17 protein-coding genes are annotated in these 16,383 nt (G+C 67.5%); all 17 read right to left on the bottom strand.

Features of this window, described 5'->3' with window-relative positions; translation table 11 throughout:
- Positions 1-122 precede the first annotated feature (122 nt).
- The 17 genes from FBZ90_RS14065 to FBZ90_RS13985 all read right to left on the bottom strand — a co-directional run bounded on the left by FBZ90_RS14065 (position 123) and on the right by FBZ90_RS13985 (position 16,289).
- Positions 123-1,730: a lysine--tRNA ligase gene (locus FBZ90_RS14065; protein ID WP_145733022.1), complete on the bottom strand. Its 1,608-nt coding sequence runs from the start codon at positions 1,728-1,730 to the stop codon at positions 123-125.
- Between the two features lie 109 nt (positions 1,731-1,839).
- Positions 1,840-3,102: a tRNA guanosine(34) transglycosylase Tgt gene (tgt, locus tag FBZ90_RS14060; protein ID WP_145733020.1), complete on the bottom strand. Its 1,263-nt coding sequence runs from the start codon at positions 3,100-3,102 to the stop codon at positions 1,840-1,842.
- Positions 3,103-3,138: 36 nt separating this feature from the next.
- A complete protein-coding gene (locus FBZ90_RS14055; protein WP_145733018.1) occupies positions 3,139-3,924 on the bottom strand; it encodes a queuosine precursor transporter in 786 nt (261 codons plus the stop codon).
- A 144-nt stretch (positions 3,925-4,068) separates the two neighbouring features.
- Complete coding sequence (gene rpmB, locus FBZ90_RS14050; RefSeq protein WP_145610695.1) at positions 4,069-4,365, bottom strand: 50S ribosomal protein L28; 297 nt, start codon at positions 4,363-4,365, stop codon at positions 4,069-4,071.
- A gap of 215 nt (positions 4,366-4,580) precedes the next feature.
- A complete protein-coding gene (locus FBZ90_RS14045; protein ID WP_211102026.1) occupies positions 4,581-5,003 on the bottom strand; it encodes a T6SS amidase immunity protein Tai4 family protein in 423 nt (140 codons plus the stop codon).
- Positions 5,004-5,054: 51 nt separating this feature from the next.
- Entirely contained in the window at positions 5,055-6,068 is a 1,014-nt protein-coding gene (gene meaB, locus FBZ90_RS14040; protein ID WP_145733016.1) for a methylmalonyl Co-A mutase-associated GTPase MeaB, read from the bottom strand.
- A 96-nt stretch (positions 6,069-6,164) separates the two neighbouring features.
- Positions 6,165-6,446, bottom strand: coding sequence for a type II toxin-antitoxin system RelE/ParE family toxin (locus tag FBZ90_RS14035; RefSeq protein ID WP_246130405.1), 282 nt, complete (start codon positions 6,444-6,446; stop codon positions 6,165-6,167).
- Positions 6,443-6,733 (bottom strand): CopG family ribbon-helix-helix protein, encoded by a 291-nt coding sequence (locus FBZ90_RS14030; RefSeq protein WP_145733014.1) that lies wholly within the window; start codon positions 6,731-6,733, stop codon positions 6,443-6,445. Before FBZ90_RS14030 ends, FBZ90_RS14035 begins: the two co-directional genes overlap by 4 nt.
- 47 nt (positions 6,734-6,780) lie before the next feature.
- On the bottom strand, positions 6,781-8,661 hold the full coding sequence (locus FBZ90_RS14025; protein ID WP_145733013.1) for an ABCB family ABC transporter ATP-binding protein/permease: 1,881 nt from the start codon (positions 8,659-8,661) through the stop codon (positions 6,781-6,783).
- 85 nt (positions 8,662-8,746) lie between these two features.
- Positions 8,747-8,989 carry a hypothetical protein gene (locus tag FBZ90_RS14020; protein WP_145733012.1) on the bottom strand — a complete coding sequence of 81 codons (243 nt, stop codon included), beginning with the start codon at positions 8,987-8,989 and terminating at the stop codon, positions 8,747-8,749.
- Positions 8,990-9,036: 47 nt separating this feature from the next.
- Entirely contained in the window at positions 9,037-10,797 is a 1,761-nt protein-coding gene (locus tag FBZ90_RS14015) for a sensor histidine kinase (protein ID WP_145733010.1), read from the bottom strand.
- A 198-nt stretch (positions 10,798-10,995) separates the two neighbouring features.
- Complete coding sequence (locus tag FBZ90_RS14010) at positions 10,996-12,135, bottom strand: hypothetical protein (protein ID WP_145733009.1); 1,140 nt, start codon at positions 12,133-12,135, stop codon at positions 10,996-10,998.
- 169 nt (positions 12,136-12,304) lie between these two features.
- Positions 12,305-13,189 carry a TIGR01459 family HAD-type hydrolase gene (locus FBZ90_RS14005; RefSeq protein ID WP_145733008.1) on the bottom strand — a complete coding sequence of 295 codons (885 nt, stop codon included), beginning with the start codon at positions 13,187-13,189 and terminating at the stop codon, positions 12,305-12,307.
- Between the two features lie 14 nt (positions 13,190-13,203).
- Positions 13,204-14,451 (bottom strand): EAL domain-containing protein, encoded by a 1,248-nt coding sequence (locus FBZ90_RS14000; RefSeq protein ID WP_145733006.1) that lies wholly within the window; start codon positions 14,449-14,451, stop codon positions 13,204-13,206.
- Positions 14,448-14,795 carry a hypothetical protein gene (locus FBZ90_RS13995; protein ID WP_145733004.1) on the bottom strand — a complete coding sequence of 116 codons (348 nt, stop codon included), beginning with the start codon at positions 14,793-14,795 and terminating at the stop codon, positions 14,448-14,450. The genes FBZ90_RS14000 and FBZ90_RS13995 overlap by 4 nt, the downstream gene beginning before the upstream one ends.
- Before the next feature lie 40 nt (positions 14,796-14,835).
- The gene (locus tag FBZ90_RS13990) at positions 14,836-15,918 is read right to left on the bottom strand and encodes a quinone-dependent dihydroorotate dehydrogenase (protein ID WP_145733003.1); all 1,083 of its coding nucleotides are present in this window, start codon (positions 15,916-15,918) and stop codon (positions 14,836-14,838) included.
- Complete coding sequence (locus FBZ90_RS13985; protein ID WP_145733002.1) at positions 15,918-16,289, bottom strand: DUF952 domain-containing protein; 372 nt, start codon at positions 16,287-16,289, stop codon at positions 15,918-15,920. The genes FBZ90_RS13990 and FBZ90_RS13985 overlap by 1 nt, the downstream gene beginning before the upstream one ends.
- Between the last annotated feature and the right edge of the window lie 94 nt (positions 16,290-16,383).

The raw sequence follows: 16,383 nt of genomic DNA, 5'->3' as shown, positions 1-16,383 counted from the left end.
AGCCTTAGGGGGCTTCGCAACACCACAGTCAGAATGTACGCGCTCAATCGTCCATCCAGATATGAAAACGCCCCGGCCGTGGGGCGGCCGGGGCGTCATCGATAAGGACGGTGCGTGGCCTCTTACTTGATGCCGTCGCCCAGAGCCTGGTCGATCAGGGCCTTGGTCTCGGCGACACCGTAGAGGGCGATGAAGCTGCCCATGCGGGGGCCGGTGCTCTGGCCCAGCAGCACCTCATAGAGGGTCAGGAACCAGGCGCGCAGCTCGGGGAAGGGATGGCGCTTGCCGATCTCATAGACCTCGTTCTGCAGGGCCTCGGCATTGGTCAGCTGGTCGGCCGGCCAGTTCGCCAGGGCCGCCCGCAGTTCCTCCAGGGCCGCCCGCTCCACATCGGTGGGGGCGCGGTAGACCTTGGTGGGCTTCACGCGGTCCTGGTAGTAGGCGACGGCGTAGCCCACCAGCCGGTCCAGGAAGGGGCTGTTGGCGGGCGTGGCGGCCGGGGCGTAGCGGCTGATGAAGCCCCACATCACGTCCGCGTTCTCGGCGTTGGCGGCCCCCGCCAGGTTCAACAGGATGCCGAAGGACAGGTTGGTCTTCAGCTGGTCGGCGGCGGTGGCCCACGCCGGCACCTGGCCGTTGTGGATGTGCCAGGCCGGGTTCTCCAGCGCCTTGGCCGCTTCCTCGCCCTTCAGCTTGTCGACGAAGGTCAGATAGTCGTCGACGGCGCGCGGGATGACGTCGAAGAACAGCTTCTTGGCCGCCCGCGGCTTCTGGAACATATAGAGCGCCAGGCTTTCCGGCGGGGCGTAGCGCAGCCACTCCTCCATCGTCAGGCCGTTGCCCTTGGACTTGCTGATCTTCTGGCCCTTGTCGTCCAGGAACAGCTCGTAATTGAAGCCCTCGGGCGGCTGGGCGCCCAGGATGCGGCAGATCTTGCTGGCCAGCTCGACAGAGGGGATCAGGTCCTTGCCCGCCATCTCATAATCGACGCCCAGGGCGAACCAGCGCATGCCCCAGTCGGGCTTCCACTGCAGCTTCACATGGCCGCCGGTGACCGGGGTCTCGACCTTCTTGCCGTCCTCATCCTCGAACACCACGGTGCCGGCGTCCGGGTTGATCTCAAGCATCGGCACCTGCAGCACACGGCCGGTGCTGGGGCTGATGGGCAGGAAGGGGCTGTAGGTCGCCCGGCGTTCCTCGCCCAGGGTCGGCAGCATCACGCCCATGATCTCGTCATAGTGGCGCAGCACGGCCAGCAGGGCGTGGTCGAACCGGCCGGAGGTGTACCAGTCGGTGCTGCTCTGGAACTCGTACTCGAAGCCATAGCTGTCGAGGAAGGCGCGCAGGCGGGCGTTGTTGTGGTGACCGAAGCTCTCATGCGTGCCGAAGGGGTCCGGCACCTTGGTCAGCGGCTTGCCCAAATGCTCCGCCACCATCTCCCGGTTGGGGATGTTGTCCGGCACCTTGCGCAGGCCGTCCATATCGTCGGAGAAGGCGAACAGGCGGGTGGGCACGCCCGGGGCCAGCCGCTGGAAGGCCTGGCGCACCATGGTGGTGCGGGCCACCTCGCCAAAGGTGCCGATGTGCGGCAGGCCAGAGGGGCCGTAGCCGGTCTCGAACAGGACATAGCCTTTGGGCGGGGCCTTGTCGCCGTAGCGCGCGACCAGTTTGCGCGCCTCCTCAAACGGCCAAGCCTTCGCCTCGCGTGCCAGTTCCTGTTCCGTCGCCATCGCGGTCACTCACGTCAATTCGGATGTGGAAAATCCCGCCCGGCCTTGCGGATGCCGAATCGGGGCTCGGCACCCTAGGCGGGAGCGGGGGGAGCGGTCAATCCGGGGTCTAGGCGGCCCCGCCCTGCGCCACCGGGTCCCCTTCGCCATTTTCTTGCGCCTGGGGATCATAGACCCAGCGCTGGCGCGCCTCGGCCAGGGTGCCGGTGGCGATGGCCTCGCGCACGTCGCGCAGCAGCCGGTTCATGGTGGCGACGTTGTGGATGGACAGCAGCTGCATGGCCAGCAGCTCACCCGCCTTCAGCAGGTGGTGGATGTAGGCGCGGCTGAAATTGCTGCAGGCGTAGCAGTCGCAGGCCGGGTCGATGGGGTTGGGATCCTCGCGGAAGCGGGAATTGCGCATGTTCAACCGCTCCCCCTTCGCCTTGGGCGCCAGGGCCCAGCCGTGGCGGGCGATGCGGGTGGGGCTGACGCAGTCGAAGGTGTCGATGCCCTGGACCACGCCGGCGAAGATGTCGCGGATGCCGCCGATGCCCAGCAGGTGTACCGGCCGGTCGGGATGGGTGTGGGGCATGGTCATCGCCACCACCTCATCCATCTGCGCCGTGTTGGCGCCCAGGCTGCCGCCCACGGCCGTGCCGAAGAAGGGACGGTCCTTCGTGTATGTCGCGCTTTCCTTGCGCAAATCCTCGTACACCCCGCCCTGGATGATGCCGTAGAGGGCCTGGGGCAGGCCGTTGTAGCTCATGCCCCCGCCCTTCGCGAACTCCTTCAAGGACCGGTCGCCCCAGCGGTGGCTCAGCGCCATGGACTTGGCGGTGTAGGCGCGGTCGACGTGGAAGGGCGTGCACTCGTCGAACTGCACGATCAGGTCGGCGCCCAGCTTGCGCTGGATGTCGATGGATAACTCAGGCGACAGGAACAGCTTCTCGCCGTTCATGTAGCTGCGGAAGGTGGCGCCCTTCTCCGTGATCTTCAGCAGGGTGGTGTCCCGCGTCTGGGTGCGGCGCCCCTTGATCTCATCCGCTACCGAGCCGTGGCCCATGGAGAAGATCTGGAAGCCGCCCGAGTCGGTCAGCATGGGGCCGTCCCAGCCCATGAAGCGGTGCAGGCCGCCCATCTTGGCGACGATGTCGGCGCCCGGCTGGATCATCAGGTGATAGGTGTTGGACAGGATGATGTCCGTCTTCTCCGCCCGCATCTGCGCCGGGGTGACACCTTTGATCGACGCCTTGGTGCCGCAGAAGATGAAGTTGGGGGTGGAGATGGTGCCGTGCGGCGTGGTCAGCCGGCCCAGGCGCGCCCGGCTGTCGGGGGCCTTGTGGGTGATCTCGAACGAGAACCCGGGGTAGGCGGTGGGCAGATCGGACATGGGGACGGACTCTGAGGCCAAGGAAACGAAAAGGGGTCAGGCGCGGGTCTGGGCCAGATGCGGTGCGAGGGCCCGGCGCGACAGGTACATGAAGGGGGTGTCCAGCAGGCTGGCGGCCACCCGCATCAGATAGGTGCCGAGGATGTAGGTGAACACCAGGGCGTGCCAGTCCACCGGCGTCTCGGCGAACACGCGCCAGGCCAGCAGGCTGAAGACGGTGTTGTCGATCAGCGCCGACACCATGGTGGAGCCGTTGTTGCGCAGCCACAGGTGCCGCTGCCCCGTCGCCCCCCGGATCTTCTGATAGATCCAGACGTCGCACAGCTGGCTGGCCAGGTAGGAGGCCATGCCGGACAGGAACAGGGCCGGGGCCGGCAGGAACAGGGCCGACAGATGGTCTTGCGTCGACAGCGCCCAGGCCATGTCCTCCCCCGCCTGGTCCGCCGTCATGGGGCGGAAACCCAGGGTGATCAGCATCATCAGCGTGAACAGCAGATAGCCCGCGAAGCTGAGATAGATGCCGCGCCGTGCCGCCTCCCGCCCGTAATGCTCGGTCAGGATGTCGGTGGCGAGATAGGTGGAGCTGAACAGGATCGTGCCCATGGCCACGGGGTGTTCGTAGAAGGGGAATTGAACCGCCTTCAACACCTCGACGTTGGCGCCGATGATGGCGACGATAATGTAGATATAGAGACCGGACTGTCCGAACAGCCGGGCGAGCGCCAAAATGGCGCTGAAACAGAACAGCATCTGCCCTACCAGCAACAGGGCTGGCGGCATGCCGTTCAGGAAATCGACGAGAGCGGCAGGCGAGAGCGTCATGGATGTGAGGCCCCAGCCCGCGGGCAAGGCGATCGTCACGCGGGAATGCCGGTAAGCCGCAGGCGGGCCTGTCGGATGGCATTCGTCACAAGGATCGGGGCGGCACCCGGTGGGGCCGCCCCATTCCCGGAAGGCGTGCGATGCTTAGGCGGCGGCCTTGGCGGCCAGGACCTTGGCGATGCGGCGCTTCACGCGGCGCGCATCCAGCGACAGCTCGCTGTCCTTCATATCCAGCAGGGCGCTGTCCAGGCCGCCCTTGTGCTCGATCGTGCGGATGCCCTTGGTGGACAGGCGCAAACGGACCATGGTGCCCAGCGCGTCGCTCAGCAGCGAGGTCTCCTGGAGGTTGGGCAGGAAACGCCGACGGGTCTTGTTGTTGGCATGGCTAACGTTGTTGCCGAACTGCAGACCTTTGCCGGTCACATCGCACTTGCGGGCCATTGGAGCACCTTCACGGAATAACAAGAATGACAACCCCGGCGCACACCGCTCCGGAGGGAAGCGGCGATATAACCGAAGGGACCGGAGAGAGTCAAGGGCACCCCGAACGGCGGTTGGCGGGGGGCAGCCATCAGTCAAGCCCATGCAGGGGAAAATCCATCCGCCTATGAGGGATGGGGGCAGGGTCCTCGACGGCAATGCGTGCGCTCCATGGCTCAATGGGCACGGGCCAATTTTCTGGCGAGGTTCTCTAGCTCTGAGCTATGGAAGAGATCGATGCACTTCATCGTATTGAAATCACTAGGAACTGATCCGCCATATTTCCTGGTGGCGTAACGTTCCGCCAGCGCCCGTAGTTGGTCATACGCTTCGGTGCCTTGGTGGCCGAATTCCATGTAAGCGCTGGCTGTTGCGTTCGCGTCATCCCGATCCGCTGGATCTTTCGCGACGGCTGCCAGGCAGGCGCTGAACGCCCAGTTTTTCAGAAGATCTTTCTGACTATAGCCCTCTGTCCTTGACTCGGCGGCATCAGCACCGACTGCCAGCGCAAGCATTGCCAGAGCCAGAAGCACTCCGGTTCTCATGGAAGCGCCCATGGCGATGCGGTTCGGTATGAACATGGCATTGTCCAAAGTCATCTTCGATATGCGCAACGGCGCCTGGCAACGTCTTTCCTCGGGACGTCGCTCCTAATTTTTCCCCCGGAACCGCGCCAGCAGGTCGCGCGCCGCCATGGCCGGTGTCTGGGTTCCGGCCGTTACCGCCGATTCGGCTTCGGGCAGGCGACCGCGCACGGCGGCATCGCCGGTGAAGGCGGCCAGCAGGCTTTCGCGGATCTCATTCCACATCCAGGCGCGCGCCTGGTCGGCCCGGCGGCCGTCCAGCCGGCCGCTGGCGGCCTGGGCGTCGCGGAACCGCACGATGGTTTCCCACACCCCGTCCACCCCCTGGTTGGTCAGGGCGGAGCAGCTCAGCACCGGCACGGTCCAGTCGGGCACCGCCGGGCGCAGCAGGGCCAGGGCGTGGCGGTACTCCGCCACCGCGTGGCGGGCCTGGGCCACCAAGTCGCCATCGGCCTTGTTCACCACCACCAGGTCGGCCAGCTCCACGATGCCTTTCTTCAGTCCCTGCAGTTCATCGCCGCCCGCCGGCAGCAGCAGCAGCAGGAACAGATCCACCATGTCGGCCACCGCCGTCTCCGACTGGCCCACGCCCACCGTCTCCACCACGATGACGTCGAAGCCGGCGGCCTCGCACAACAGCATGGCCTCGCGCGTGCGCCGGGCGACCCCGCCCAGGGTGCTGCCGGCGGGAGAGGGGCGGATGAAGGCCGCCGGGTCGCGCGACAGCTGTTCCATGCGGGTCTTGTCACCCAGGATGGACCCGCCGGTGCGTTGGCTGGACGGATCGATGGCCAGCACGGCGACCTTGTGCCCGCGGTCGATGACGTGCAGGCCGAAGGCCTCGATGAAGGTGGACTTGCCCACGCCCGGCACGCCGGTGATGCCCACCCGCACCGACCGCCCGGCATGGGGCAGCAGGCGGGCCAGCAGGGCGTCGGCCTGGGCGCGGTGATCGGCGCGGGTCGATTCGATCAGGGTGATGGCCCGCGCCAGGGCCCGTCGATCCCCCGCCAGCAGCGGTTCCGCCAAGCCAGTTGGATCAGCGGGCGACTCGGGGTGCAGGGGGATGTCGGCGTTCATGACGCAACCGGCCTCAGGCAAAGGGTCCTTCGACGGTCCATACTCCAGAACTTTGGTTCGGGCGATTGCCGATGTCAAAAACGGTCGATCAGTTGGCTATCGCCTTGGTGGCCATTGGCGTGCGGCATGCAGCAGACGCAGTATCCGCACCGTGTCGCCGGCCACTTGATAGATCATGATGTAATTGGAGTGGATGACCAATTCACGAGTTCCAGCGACGCGGCCCGGCCGTCCGGCGCCATGATGCTTGGCCAAGAGGATGGCCCGTTTAGAGAAAAGATCGTCCAAAGCCAAAGCCGCCGCCAAGTTTTCCTGGGCGATATACTCCCGAATATGCTTCCGGTTGACGGTCGCGGAACGCGTCCAAATCAGCTTCACGAGGCAAAACCGGCCAGCTTGCGCCGGGCTTCGGCCCGCCATGCTTCCGCTTCGGCCTCTACCTCTTCCGCCGATACCGTGTCACCGGCATTGGCTTCATCAATACCTGCCCGGACCTCAGCCTGGAACCAAGCATCGTAGTCGGTGGCTTCCTGCTGCTTTCGCACGAAGTCGCGCATGTAATCCCGGAGCAATTGCGCGCCGGTGCGGTCATTGGCCTTGGCGGCTTCCGCGAACGCGGCTTTCAGAGTTTCGTCCACCCGGAAAGTGAAGGTCGTTTCGGTCATCGCGGAGCTCATGTGTTACAGCGCATGTACACTGTAACACGCCGCCATCACCCCATGACAGGTTCGACGGTAGCGGCGCCCACAGCACCCTCCGGCACCGGGTCCGCCGTTTGCTGCCGCGCCCACAGCTCGGCATAGGCGCCGCCCAGGGCCAGCAGGTCGGCGTGGCGGCCGCGCTCGCGCACCCGGCCCTCCTCCAGCACGATGATCTCGTCCGCCTCCACCACGGTGGACAGGCGATGGGCGATGACCAGGGTGGTGCGGCCGCGGCTGACCTCGCGCAGGTTGCGCTGGATTTCGCGTTCGGTATGGGTGTCCAGGGCGCTGGTCGCCTCATCGAACATCAGGATGGGCGGGTCCTTCAGGATGGTGCGGGCGATGGCCACGCGCTGCTTCTCGCCGCCGGACAGCTTCAGGCCACGTTCGCCCACCATGGTTTCCCAGCCGTCGGGCAACCCGGCGATAAAGCCGTCAATGTGGGCCAGGACCGCCGCGTGCTCCACCTCCGCCTGACTGGCGCTGGTGCGGCCATAGGCGACGTTGTAGCGGATGGTGTCGTTGAACAGCACCGTATCCTGCGGGACGATGCCGATGGTGGCGCGCAGGCTGGCCTGGGTGACCTGGGATATATCCTGTCCGTCGATCAGGATGCGGCCGCCGTTGGCGTCGTAGAAGCGGAACAGCAGGCGTGACAGCGTGGACTTGCCGGCGCCGCTGGGGCCGACGATGGCCACGGTGCGGCCGGCGGGCACGGTGAAGCTGACGCCCTTCAGGATGGGCCGGCGCGGGTCATAGCCGAAGGACACGTCCTCGAACCGCACCTCGCCGCCGCTGACGGCCAGGGGTCGCGCGCCGGGGGCGTCCGCCACCTCGCGGTCCACGGCCAGCAGGACGAACATCTTCTCCATGTCGATCAGGGCTTCCTTCACCCCGCGATAGACGAAGCCGAAGATGTTCAGCGGCTGATACAGTTGCAGCAGGTAGGTGTTGACCAGCACGAAGTCGCCCAGGGTCAGGGTGCCGGCCTGGATGCCGGCCGCCGCCATCCACATGACGGCCACCAGGCCAGAGGCGATGATGAAGCTTTGCCCGACGTTCAGCACCGATAGCGAGGTCTGGGTGCGCACCGCCGCCTGCTCATAGACCTTCAGCGCGCGGTCGTAGCGCTGGGCCTCATGCTCCTCATTGCCGAAGTACTTCACCGTCTCATAATTCAGCAGCGTGTCGATGGCGCGGGCGCTGGCCTTGGTGTCGCTGTCCACCATCTGGCGGCGGATGCGGGTGCGCCAGTTGGAGACGATGACGGTGAAGGTGATGTAGCCCGCCACCGCCGCGAAGGTGACCAGGGCGAACCAGATATTGAACAGGCGCCACAGGATGCCGGTGACCAGCAGGATTTCCAGCACCGTGGGCAGGATGTTGAACAGGGCGGTGGACAGCAGGGTCTCGATGGCCTTGGTGCCCCGCTCGATGGAGCGGGACAGGCCGCCCGTCTGCCGTTCCAGGTGGAAACGCAGCGACAGGCCGTGCAGGTGGCGGAACACGGTCAGCGCCGCCTTGCGCATGGCGCGCTGGGCCACCCGCTCGAACACGCTGTCGCGCAATTCGCCAAAGGCCAGCGACAGCACTCGGGCCAGGCCATAGGACAGGATGGCCAGCACCGGCACCACCGCGGCGTTGGCCTTGATGCCCTCGCCCAACTGGTCCACCGCGTGCTTGTAGAACACCGGGATGGTGACGCTGGCCGCCTTGGCGCCTAGCAGCAGCAGCATGGAGATGACCACCCGGCCGCGCGTGCCCCAGTCGCCCGCCGGCCAGATATAGGGCAGCAGCGTGGCCAGCGCCTTGGCCTCCCCCATCTGCGGGCGGGTGGGGCGGGGCTCGGGGGCGCCGGGGGCGGATGTCACGGTGGCGGTTGTCTGGGTCATCAGGTCTAGATGGGGCGGTGGAGCGGACTGCGACAGGGGCCGAGTCCTGTCTGAGCGAGGGGGCGGCCATGCCAAGGCGGGATTTTCAGCGGCGATCGTTCAGCAATTGGCGGATGGCTTCGGCCAGCAGGCGGTAGGCGCGGTCGTCGCCCTTGTCGGCGGCGGCGGCGGCCTTGTCCGCCTGGGCGCGGAACCGGGCATAGCCCTGGTCGCGCCGCAGGCTGTCACGGGCGCCGGCCGCCAGCACCGCATCCAGGCTGGAGGGTAGCTCCCCATCCGGGGGCGGTGTCTTGGATGGTTTGGCTGTTTTGGCTTTGAAGGGGGGCATTGGGGTGTGCCCTTTCGCGGGAACCGTGTGGACCCATCATGCCCTGATCAGGGCGATATCGCCAGCGACGGGCCCGGCGGCACCTGGCGGTCGGGTGGGAAGACGACGGTGACGCGGGTGCCCCCGTCCGCGGGGCATTCGACGTGCAGGGCGCCGCCGTGCAGGTCCATCAGCCGCCGGACGATGAACAGGCCCAGGCCGCTGCCGCCATGGCGCCGCCGCAGCGAGGGCTCGGCCTGCAGGAATGGCTGGGTGCCCAGGTTTTCCAGCACATAGCGCGAGATGCCGGGGCCGGTGTCCGTCACCGACAGGGCCAAGCCGTCGCGCCGGATCTCCCCCGCCACGGTCACCCGCCCGCCATCGGGCGTGAACTTCACCGCGTTGCCCACCAGGTTCAGCAGCACCTGCCGCAGGGCGGTCGGATCCAGCATGGCGTGCAGCCCCTCGGTGCCGGGGGCCACGGTGATGTCCAGATGGCGCTGAAGGTTGCCGGCCTGGATTTGACGCACGGCCACCGCGACTTCCGCCGCGATGTCCACCACCTTGTCCTCCAGCTCGAACCGGCCGGCCTCCATGCGGGCCACGTCCAGGATGTCGTTCACCAGTTCCAGCAGATGCAGGCCGCTGACCCGGATGTCCTCGGCATAGTCGGCATAGCGCGGATCGCCCACCGGGCCGTAGGTCTGCTGGGTGATCAGCTCGCTGAAGCCGATGATGGCGTTAAGGGGGGTGCGCAACTCATGGCTCATGCTGGCCAGGAAGGCCGTCTTGCTGCGGCTGGCCATTTCCGCGTCGTGCCGCGCCCGGGCCAGCTGGCCTTCCGTTTCCTTGCGCGTGGTGATGTCCATCAGCGACCCCAGAAGCCGGATTGGCCGGCTGGGGTCTTCGGCCAGTACGGCCGCGGGCCAGACGCCCTGGCCGCGCACATGGAACCACCGGGTCACGCCATCCGCGCAGACCATGGGAAGCTCCAGGTCGAAAGGGCGGCGCAGGCGCAGGGCGCCACGCACATGGGCAAAGGCCCGCGCCCGTTCCGTCTTGGGGACCATGCCCAGCACGCGCCGGGGGGCGACCTCTCCCGTCGGCAGGCGCAGCAGGGTCAGGGCTTGGCCGGACAGATGCAGGCTGCTGTTGCCCAGGTGCCAATCCCAGATGCCGACGGCGGAGCCGGCGGTGGCCAGCTCATACCGTTCCTTTTCCAGGCGCACCGCCTCGGCCGCCAAGTGTTGGGCCGTCAGGTCCAGGGCCATGCCGACATAGCCCATCCGCTCCCCCTCGCGGGCGGTGACCGGCACCGCCTCGCACAGGACCCAGACGACGCGGCCATCGTGCCGGCGGATGCGGAATTCCTCAGCGAAGCGTTCGCCGGCCTGGGTCGCGGCCAGCCAGCGGGACTGCGCCCGTTTATGGTCTTCGGGGTGGATCAGCCACCATTCCCAGCTGCCCCCCGGGTCCAGTTCCGCCGGCAGGCCGGAAATTTCGCGCAGGCGGGGGTTGCGGTAGGTGATCTGGCCGTCGGCATCGACATGGAAGATGCCGACGGGGGCCATCTCCGCCAGGGCGCTGTACCGCGCCTCGCTAAGGGCGAGGTCGCGTGTCTTGCGCGCATCGACCGCCAGGGCGCGCAGCAACACCCGGTGCAGCAGCAGGGCCGTCACCAGGACGAAGCCCACACCTTTGACCGGCGCCAGCCAGGCGGCGTGGACGCGGCCCAGCACCGTCTCCAGGAAAATGTCGGACCCTAAGACCCACACCCCGCCGAACACGGCGTAGCCCAGGCAAATCCGTGTCGCCGCCCCCAACCGCACCCCGTGTCCGTCCTTTTCGCCTGGCCGCCCGCCCTCTCGGCCGCACCCCCTCGAAAGATCAGGGGTCAGGTCGGCTGGCTTCTACCAATGGGCATACTGTAGGCACGGGCAACGATCCCGTGCAATCTGCGGAAAAAGCGGGCTGCGGAAAAGCGGGCGGCAGGATAGTCGGAATGGCTGAGCAGGGCGCCGGCAGGCTCACTCCCCGCCCAGCACCACCTCGCCATTGCCGGACTTGCCGATACGGGGCGTGCCGGTGTGCTTGGCCACCGTGATGGTGCCGCCGCCGCCCATGAACAGGTTGGGGTCCTTGGCGGTGCCGTCGAAGGTGAAATCGCCCTGGCCCAGGACGGCGACCTTCAGGGCGCTGGCGTTGCCATCGTTGATGTGCACATCGCCCTTGCCGTTGATGACCGTCTCGATCACGCCGTCCACGCGATCGGCGGAGACATCGCCATTGCCGTAGATGGCCAGGCGCAAGGTCTTGTCGACCGTGCCCAGCGACACGTCGGCCTGGCCCATCACCCGGATCTCCGCGTCGGCGGCGTGGCCCACATGCAGGTCACCACGGCCCGCGATAATGAATTTCAGCGATTCCGCCACATCGTCGACGCTGAGGTCGGCGCTTTCGACGATGTTGGCCTGCAGCGACTTGACCTTCTTCAGCGTCACCTGGGCCTTGCGCACATCCAGCACGACGTCACCGTCCAGGTCGCCGTCCACGGACAGCTCCCCGGACAATCCGGCGGCCACCAGCTTGGTCTTGGCGGGAACGGTGATGGTCAGCTCCGTCGACCGGCCGCTGCCCGACACCTGCAGGGCGCCATCCTCCGCTGCAGCGCGCACGGCCCCGCCGCTGGCCGAAATGGCGATGGTGGTGGCGCTGCTGGACGGGTGGATGATGGTGTTGCCGGCCAAGTTGGACAGGTTCACCACCTGCTGCGCCGGAAACTCCTGGCTGCTTTCGCTCAAGGCGCGGGCATCCCGGGCGGCGGCCCGCGCGGCCATCGCCGCGGCCTTGGCCTGCTGCTTGATGGACTCGACGTCCAGGCCCTTCATCGCCTCTTCCACGTCGCGGCGGATCTGGTCGGCGTCGGCCCGGCTGATGGGGGCGGCCGCCGGTGCCGGGGACGCGGGGGATATGGGCGGGATGGGTGGGATTGGCGGAATGGGCGGAATGCCGCCATCCATCTTCACGATCTTGACCGAGTGGGACGGGCTGTGGCTGCCGAACAGCATGAAGCCCAGCGAGCCGACGGCCACCAGGGCGGCGATGACGCCACCGGCAGGAATGCCCGGCGTCAGGCGCGGACGGGAGGGGAGGGCACTGGTTTCCATGGGACGCACCCTGCGCGACATCGTAGAACTCCCCCGACTATTGGCCACTTGGTCCCACCCTGTCCGCAACGTTTGCCTAAGCGTTACACTTTTAACCCGGCTGTTACACGCCCGCCAGAGGTGGTGAACCAAGGGGGACACGCCGGGAGGAGCATGCCAGCGGGGGCGGTCACCAGCCCAGACGGTTCATGGCGCCGCTGATGGTGAGGCCCGCCCGGGCGGCGATCTCCGCCAGCCGGTCCAGGTCGGGCAGGTCGGCCAGCGGGTCGGCGACGCCCAGTTCCTCGCGGTGGATGCCGCCGGTGATCAGCAGGCCGTCGATACCGGCGGCGTTGGCGCCGGCCATGTCGGTGCGCAGGCTGTCCCCCACCGCCAGGATGCGCTGGCGTGGAATATCACCCAACAGGTCGAAGCAGCGGGCGTAGACCCCGGGATAGGGCTTGCCGTGCTGGCGCACGTCGCCGCCCAGTTCCTCATACCGCCGCGCCAGCTCCCCGGCGCAGATCACCAGTTGTGGCCCGACATGCACCACCAGGTCCGGGTTGGCGCAGACCATGGGCAGCTTCAGGGCGGCGCAGGCCGCCAGGATGGGCTCGTAATCCGTCAGCGACTCGCTGAAATCGACGATGCCGGTGTTCAGGACGAAATCCGCGTCCTCCGGCCGGTCGACCTTGATACGGCCGGGCAGGTCCAGATAGACGCCGGCGTCCCGGTCGGGGCCGATGTGCAGCAGCGTCGGCCCCAGGGCGGCGTGCCAGGCGTCCGGCGGGTCGCGCAAGGCGTCGTGCGTGGCCTCGCCCGAGGTCAGCAGCGCATCGTAATGGTCCGGCGTCAGGCCCATCTCGGTCAGCCGATCGGCGGCGGCGTCCACCCGGCGGGGCGCGTTGGACAGCAGGCAGACGCGCTTGCCCCGGGCGCGCAGGGTCTTCAGGCACTCCGGCACCCCCGGATAGGGCGCGATGCCGTCATGCACCACCCCCCACAAATCCAGGATGAAACCGTCGTAACGGTCCGCCAGGTGTGACAGGCCGGTGTGCAGGGGAATGGCGGTCATAGGACTCTATAATCTCAGGATGGCAGGCGGCGGGCCATGCGCGGCTCGCCGAACAGGTAGCCCTGGCCGAAATCGATGAACAGATCCAAAAGGTCCAGCAACTGCTGGTCGGTTTCGATCTTTTCCACGATCAGGTCGATGTTGTTCCGGTCCAGCTGGCGTTTCAGCAGGGTCACCTTGTCGGGGTTGGCGAAGCGGCCGTCCGGGTCCAGCAGGCGGGCGGCATCCAGCTTGACGAAGCGGATCTCGTGCGCCGCCAGCTGGTCCCAATCGACGTCGAAGCGGTCGACCTGGTCCATGGAAAAGCGGAATCCCAGGCTGCGCAGCCCGTCCAGGAAGCCGGTGGCGAAGACGTTGCCCTGCATCAGGTCGGCCTGGCTGAGTTCGAAGATGATCTTCTGCACCAGGTTGGGGTGCTGCCCCATGAACTGCACGAACTCCTGCATGAAGGTGCCGTCGTTCAGCGTGGCGGCGGAGATGTTACAGAAGAAGCCCACGTTCTGGTGGCGCTTCTCCGTCTCGCGCAGCAACTGGACGCAACGGAACAGCAGCAGGTTGTCGATGGGCGCCATCAGCTTGTGACGCGCGGCCACACCCAGGTAACGGTCCGGCGTCAGGTAACTGCCGTCCTCCAGCCGGATGCGGGAGAAGACCTCGTAAAAGCGGTGCTTGCGCTGCGGCAGGCTGACGATGGGCTGCAGGAAGATGTCCACGCGGTCCGACCGCAACGCCTCGCGGATGCCGTTCATCACGGCGCTGTCGTCCTCCGCCGGTTCCTGTCCCGGCAGGGGACCGTAGGCTGAGCCCAGGGTGGGCGGGGCCAGAGTGGGCGTGGAAGCCCCGCGCGGGGCCGCCGGGGCAGGGGCCGGGCTTATTGCCGGATTGGCGGGCACCGGCGCCTGCGGCGGGACGGTTCCGCCCGCCGGCATCTGGTCGGCCAGGGTGCGCAGCATGCGGGCGTCGCTGACCACGGCGGCCACGGCGCCGCCGGCCTCGGCGCTGGGACGCACCAGCCGGTCCAGGGCCGCCAGCACGTCGCGCTGCCGGTCCAGCAGGCGGTCCAGCCGGTCCTCCAACCGCTCGGCCTGCTCCATGCGGGCGTAGAACTCATGCAGCAGGCCGCCGAAGACGAAAACCACCAGGCCCAGCAGCAGGCCGTAGGACCGGTCCACCCCCACGCCGGCCAGGGGCAGGGCCAGGGCGACGGCCACCGCGACGGCGACATAGCAGGCGGCGAAGATGATATGGCGCAGCACCGTCATCGCGCCGTCCCCGGTTTACCCGGAAGCCGGCTGTCCGGCCCGTCGCCGCCCCCCACTTGGTTGATTTCGTTGTAGACCTTCTGCAGATATGCGAAGTCCGCGGCGAACAGGTCTTCGATCACCCTGGTGTTGATCATGTCCAGCGTGCCCAGGCGCACCACCACCCGTGACAGGACGATGATGGTGAGATAGCTGGGATTGGCCTGCACCCGGTGGTCCTTCAGCGGCAGGATCTCGTCCCCGGCGGTGGCTAGGCGCATGACGCCGTTCCGGTGCAGCGTGCCGTCGCCGTCGCGATAGCCGATGGGCAGGGTGAATTCGAATTCCGTGCTGATGACCGACATGTCCCCTCCCTAATCCGCCCGGCGCTTCCGGTCCTTGCCGTCAGGCCGCCGGTGCCGGTGTGTGATCCGCCCCCACGGCTTGGTTGATGCTGGTGAAGCCGTCGCGGCGTAGCAGGGCGGCCAGGTCGCGCTTGATGGCGGTCACCAGGCCCGGACCCTGGTAGATCAGGGCGGAATAGACCTGCACCAGGCTGGCGCCGGCGCGGATCTTGGCATAGGCCTGCGCGCCGGAGCCCACGCCGCCCACGCCCACCAGGGGCAGCTTGCCTCCCGTCAGGCGGTAGAAGTCGCGCAACACGGCCGTCGACTTGTCGAACAGGGGCTGGCCGCTCAGGCCCCCCGCCTCCGCCCGGTGCGCCGGGCTCAGGCTGTCCGGCCGATCCAGCGTGGTGTTGGACACGATCAGGCCGTCGATGCCGCTGGCCAGCGCCACCTCGGCCACGTCCAGCTTGTCATCCGCCGTCAGGTCCGGCGCCACCTTCAGCAGCAGGGGCGTGCGGTGGGCCCCTCGCGCCTCCAGACAGGCGGCCAGCAGGTCGGTCAGCGCCTGCCGCCCCTGCAGCGAGCGCAATCCGGGCGTGTTGGGGGAGGAGACGTTGACCACCAGGTAATCGGCCAGCGGCGCCAGGCGGCGGATGCCGATGGCATAGTCGCTGGCCGAATCCGCCGTGTCCTTGTTCTTGCCGACATTGGCCCCCAGGATGCCGGTGCGGCCCAGGCCGCGCCTGTCCTCCAGCCGCCGGGCGAAAGTTTCCAGCCCCTCATTGTTGAAGCCGAAGCGGTTGATGACTCCCTCGACCTCCACGGCGCGGAACAGGCGGGGCTTGGGGTTGCCCGGCTGTGGCCGGGGCGTCACGGTGCCGGCCTCCACCAGGCCGAAGCCCAGGGCCAGCATGGCGTCCGGCACCCGCGCGTTCTTGTCGAAACCGGCGCCCAGGCCCACGGGATTGGGAAAGTTCAGGCCAAAGACCGTCTGCGCCAGGGCCGGGTCGTCCGCGCCGCCGGCGCCGACCAGCCCGGGCGGTACGGCGCCGACCTTCAGCAGGTTGATGGTCAGGTCATGCGCCCGCTCGGCATCCAGGGCGAACAGCAGCGGGCGGGCAAGGCGGTAGGCCAGGCTCATCAGGGCCTCCCCCCCGTCTCACCGATCAGGACATGATCCGGGAAGACATGGCGCCCATCCTCGCCCAGGGGCAGGGGGTCGGCCCGCAGCACCGCGCTCACCGGCAGGCCGCCATACAGGTGGGGGAACAGCTGCCCCCCGCGTGAGGGCTCATACTTCAACGCGTCACCCAGGGGGGCCGGGTCCACCGTCAGGATCAGCAGGCCGGTCTGGCCGGCGCGATGCTTGGCGGCGCTCTCCACGATCTGGGCGGCGGTGGAGAAATGGATGAAACCATCGGCCTGATCCTGCGAGGACCCGGCATAGACACCAATGGCCAGGGCCGCCAGCCATTCGTCCGCGCGGCACATATGGAAAATCACATCATTCATGCTGTCGTCCCCATCTTGGCGCCGACCCTAGAGCAGATCGCCCCAATGTGGAATCACCTTTGGGCCTTAATCTGCTCGCCGACGGACCGGGCTT

This window comes from Nitrospirillum pindoramense (genome assembly GCF_007827955.1).
Lineage (GTDB): Bacteria > Pseudomonadota > Alphaproteobacteria > Azospirillales > Azospirillaceae > Nitrospirillum > Nitrospirillum amazonense_B.
This window is presented reverse-complemented; position numbering and strand designations above follow the sequence as displayed.

Coding starts and splice junctions, on each gene's coding strand:
- FBZ90_RS13990 (WP_145733003.1), bottom strand. CDS start 15,918: ATGAGCCTGGCCTACCGCCTTGCCCGCCCGCTGCTGTTCGCCCTGGAT.
- FBZ90_RS14005 (WP_145733008.1), bottom strand. CDS start 13,189: ATGACCGCCATTCCCCTGCACACCGGCCTGTCACACCTGGCGGACCGT.
- tgt (WP_145733020.1), bottom strand. CDS start 3,102: ATGTCCGATCTGCCCACCGCCTACCCCGGGTTCTCGTTCGAGATCACC.
- meaB (WP_145733016.1), bottom strand. CDS start 6,068: ATGAACGCCGACATCCCCCTGCACCCCGAGTCGCCCGCTGATCCAACT.
- FBZ90_RS14010 (WP_145733009.1), bottom strand. CDS start 12,135: ATGGAAACCAGTGCCCTCCCCTCCCGTCCGCGCCTGACGCCGGGCATT.
- FBZ90_RS14020 (WP_145733012.1), bottom strand. CDS start 8,989: ATGCCCCCCTTCAAAGCCAAAACAGCCAAACCATCCAAGACACCGCCC.
- FBZ90_RS14055 (WP_145733018.1), bottom strand. CDS start 3,924: ATGACGCTCTCGCCTGCCGCTCTCGTCGATTTCCTGAACGGCATGCCG.
- FBZ90_RS14000 (WP_145733006.1), bottom strand. CDS start 14,451: ATGACGGTGCTGCGCCATATCATCTTCGCCGCCTGCTATGTCGCCGTC.
- FBZ90_RS14025 (WP_145733013.1), bottom strand. CDS start 8,661: ATGACCCAGACAACCGCCACCGTGACATCCGCCCCCGGCGCCCCCGAG.
- FBZ90_RS13995 (WP_145733004.1), bottom strand. CDS start 14,795: ATGTCGGTCATCAGCACGGAATTCGAATTCACCCTGCCCATCGGCTAT.
- FBZ90_RS14065 (WP_145733022.1), bottom strand. CDS start 1,730: ATGGCGACGGAACAGGAACTGGCACGCGAGGCGAAGGCTTGGCCGTTT.
- FBZ90_RS14030 (WP_145733014.1), bottom strand. CDS start 6,733: ATGACCGAAACGACCTTCACTTTCCGGGTGGACGAAACTCTGAAAGCC.
- FBZ90_RS14045 (WP_211102026.1), bottom strand. CDS start 5,003: ATGACTTTGGACAATGCCATGTTCATACCGAACCGCATCGCCATGGGC.
- FBZ90_RS13985 (WP_145733002.1), bottom strand. CDS start 16,289: ATGAATGATGTGATTTTCCATATGTGCCGCGCGGACGAATGGCTGGCG.
- rpmB (WP_145610695.1), bottom strand. CDS start 4,365: ATGGCCCGCAAGTGCGATGTGACCGGCAAAGGTCTGCAGTTCGGCAAC.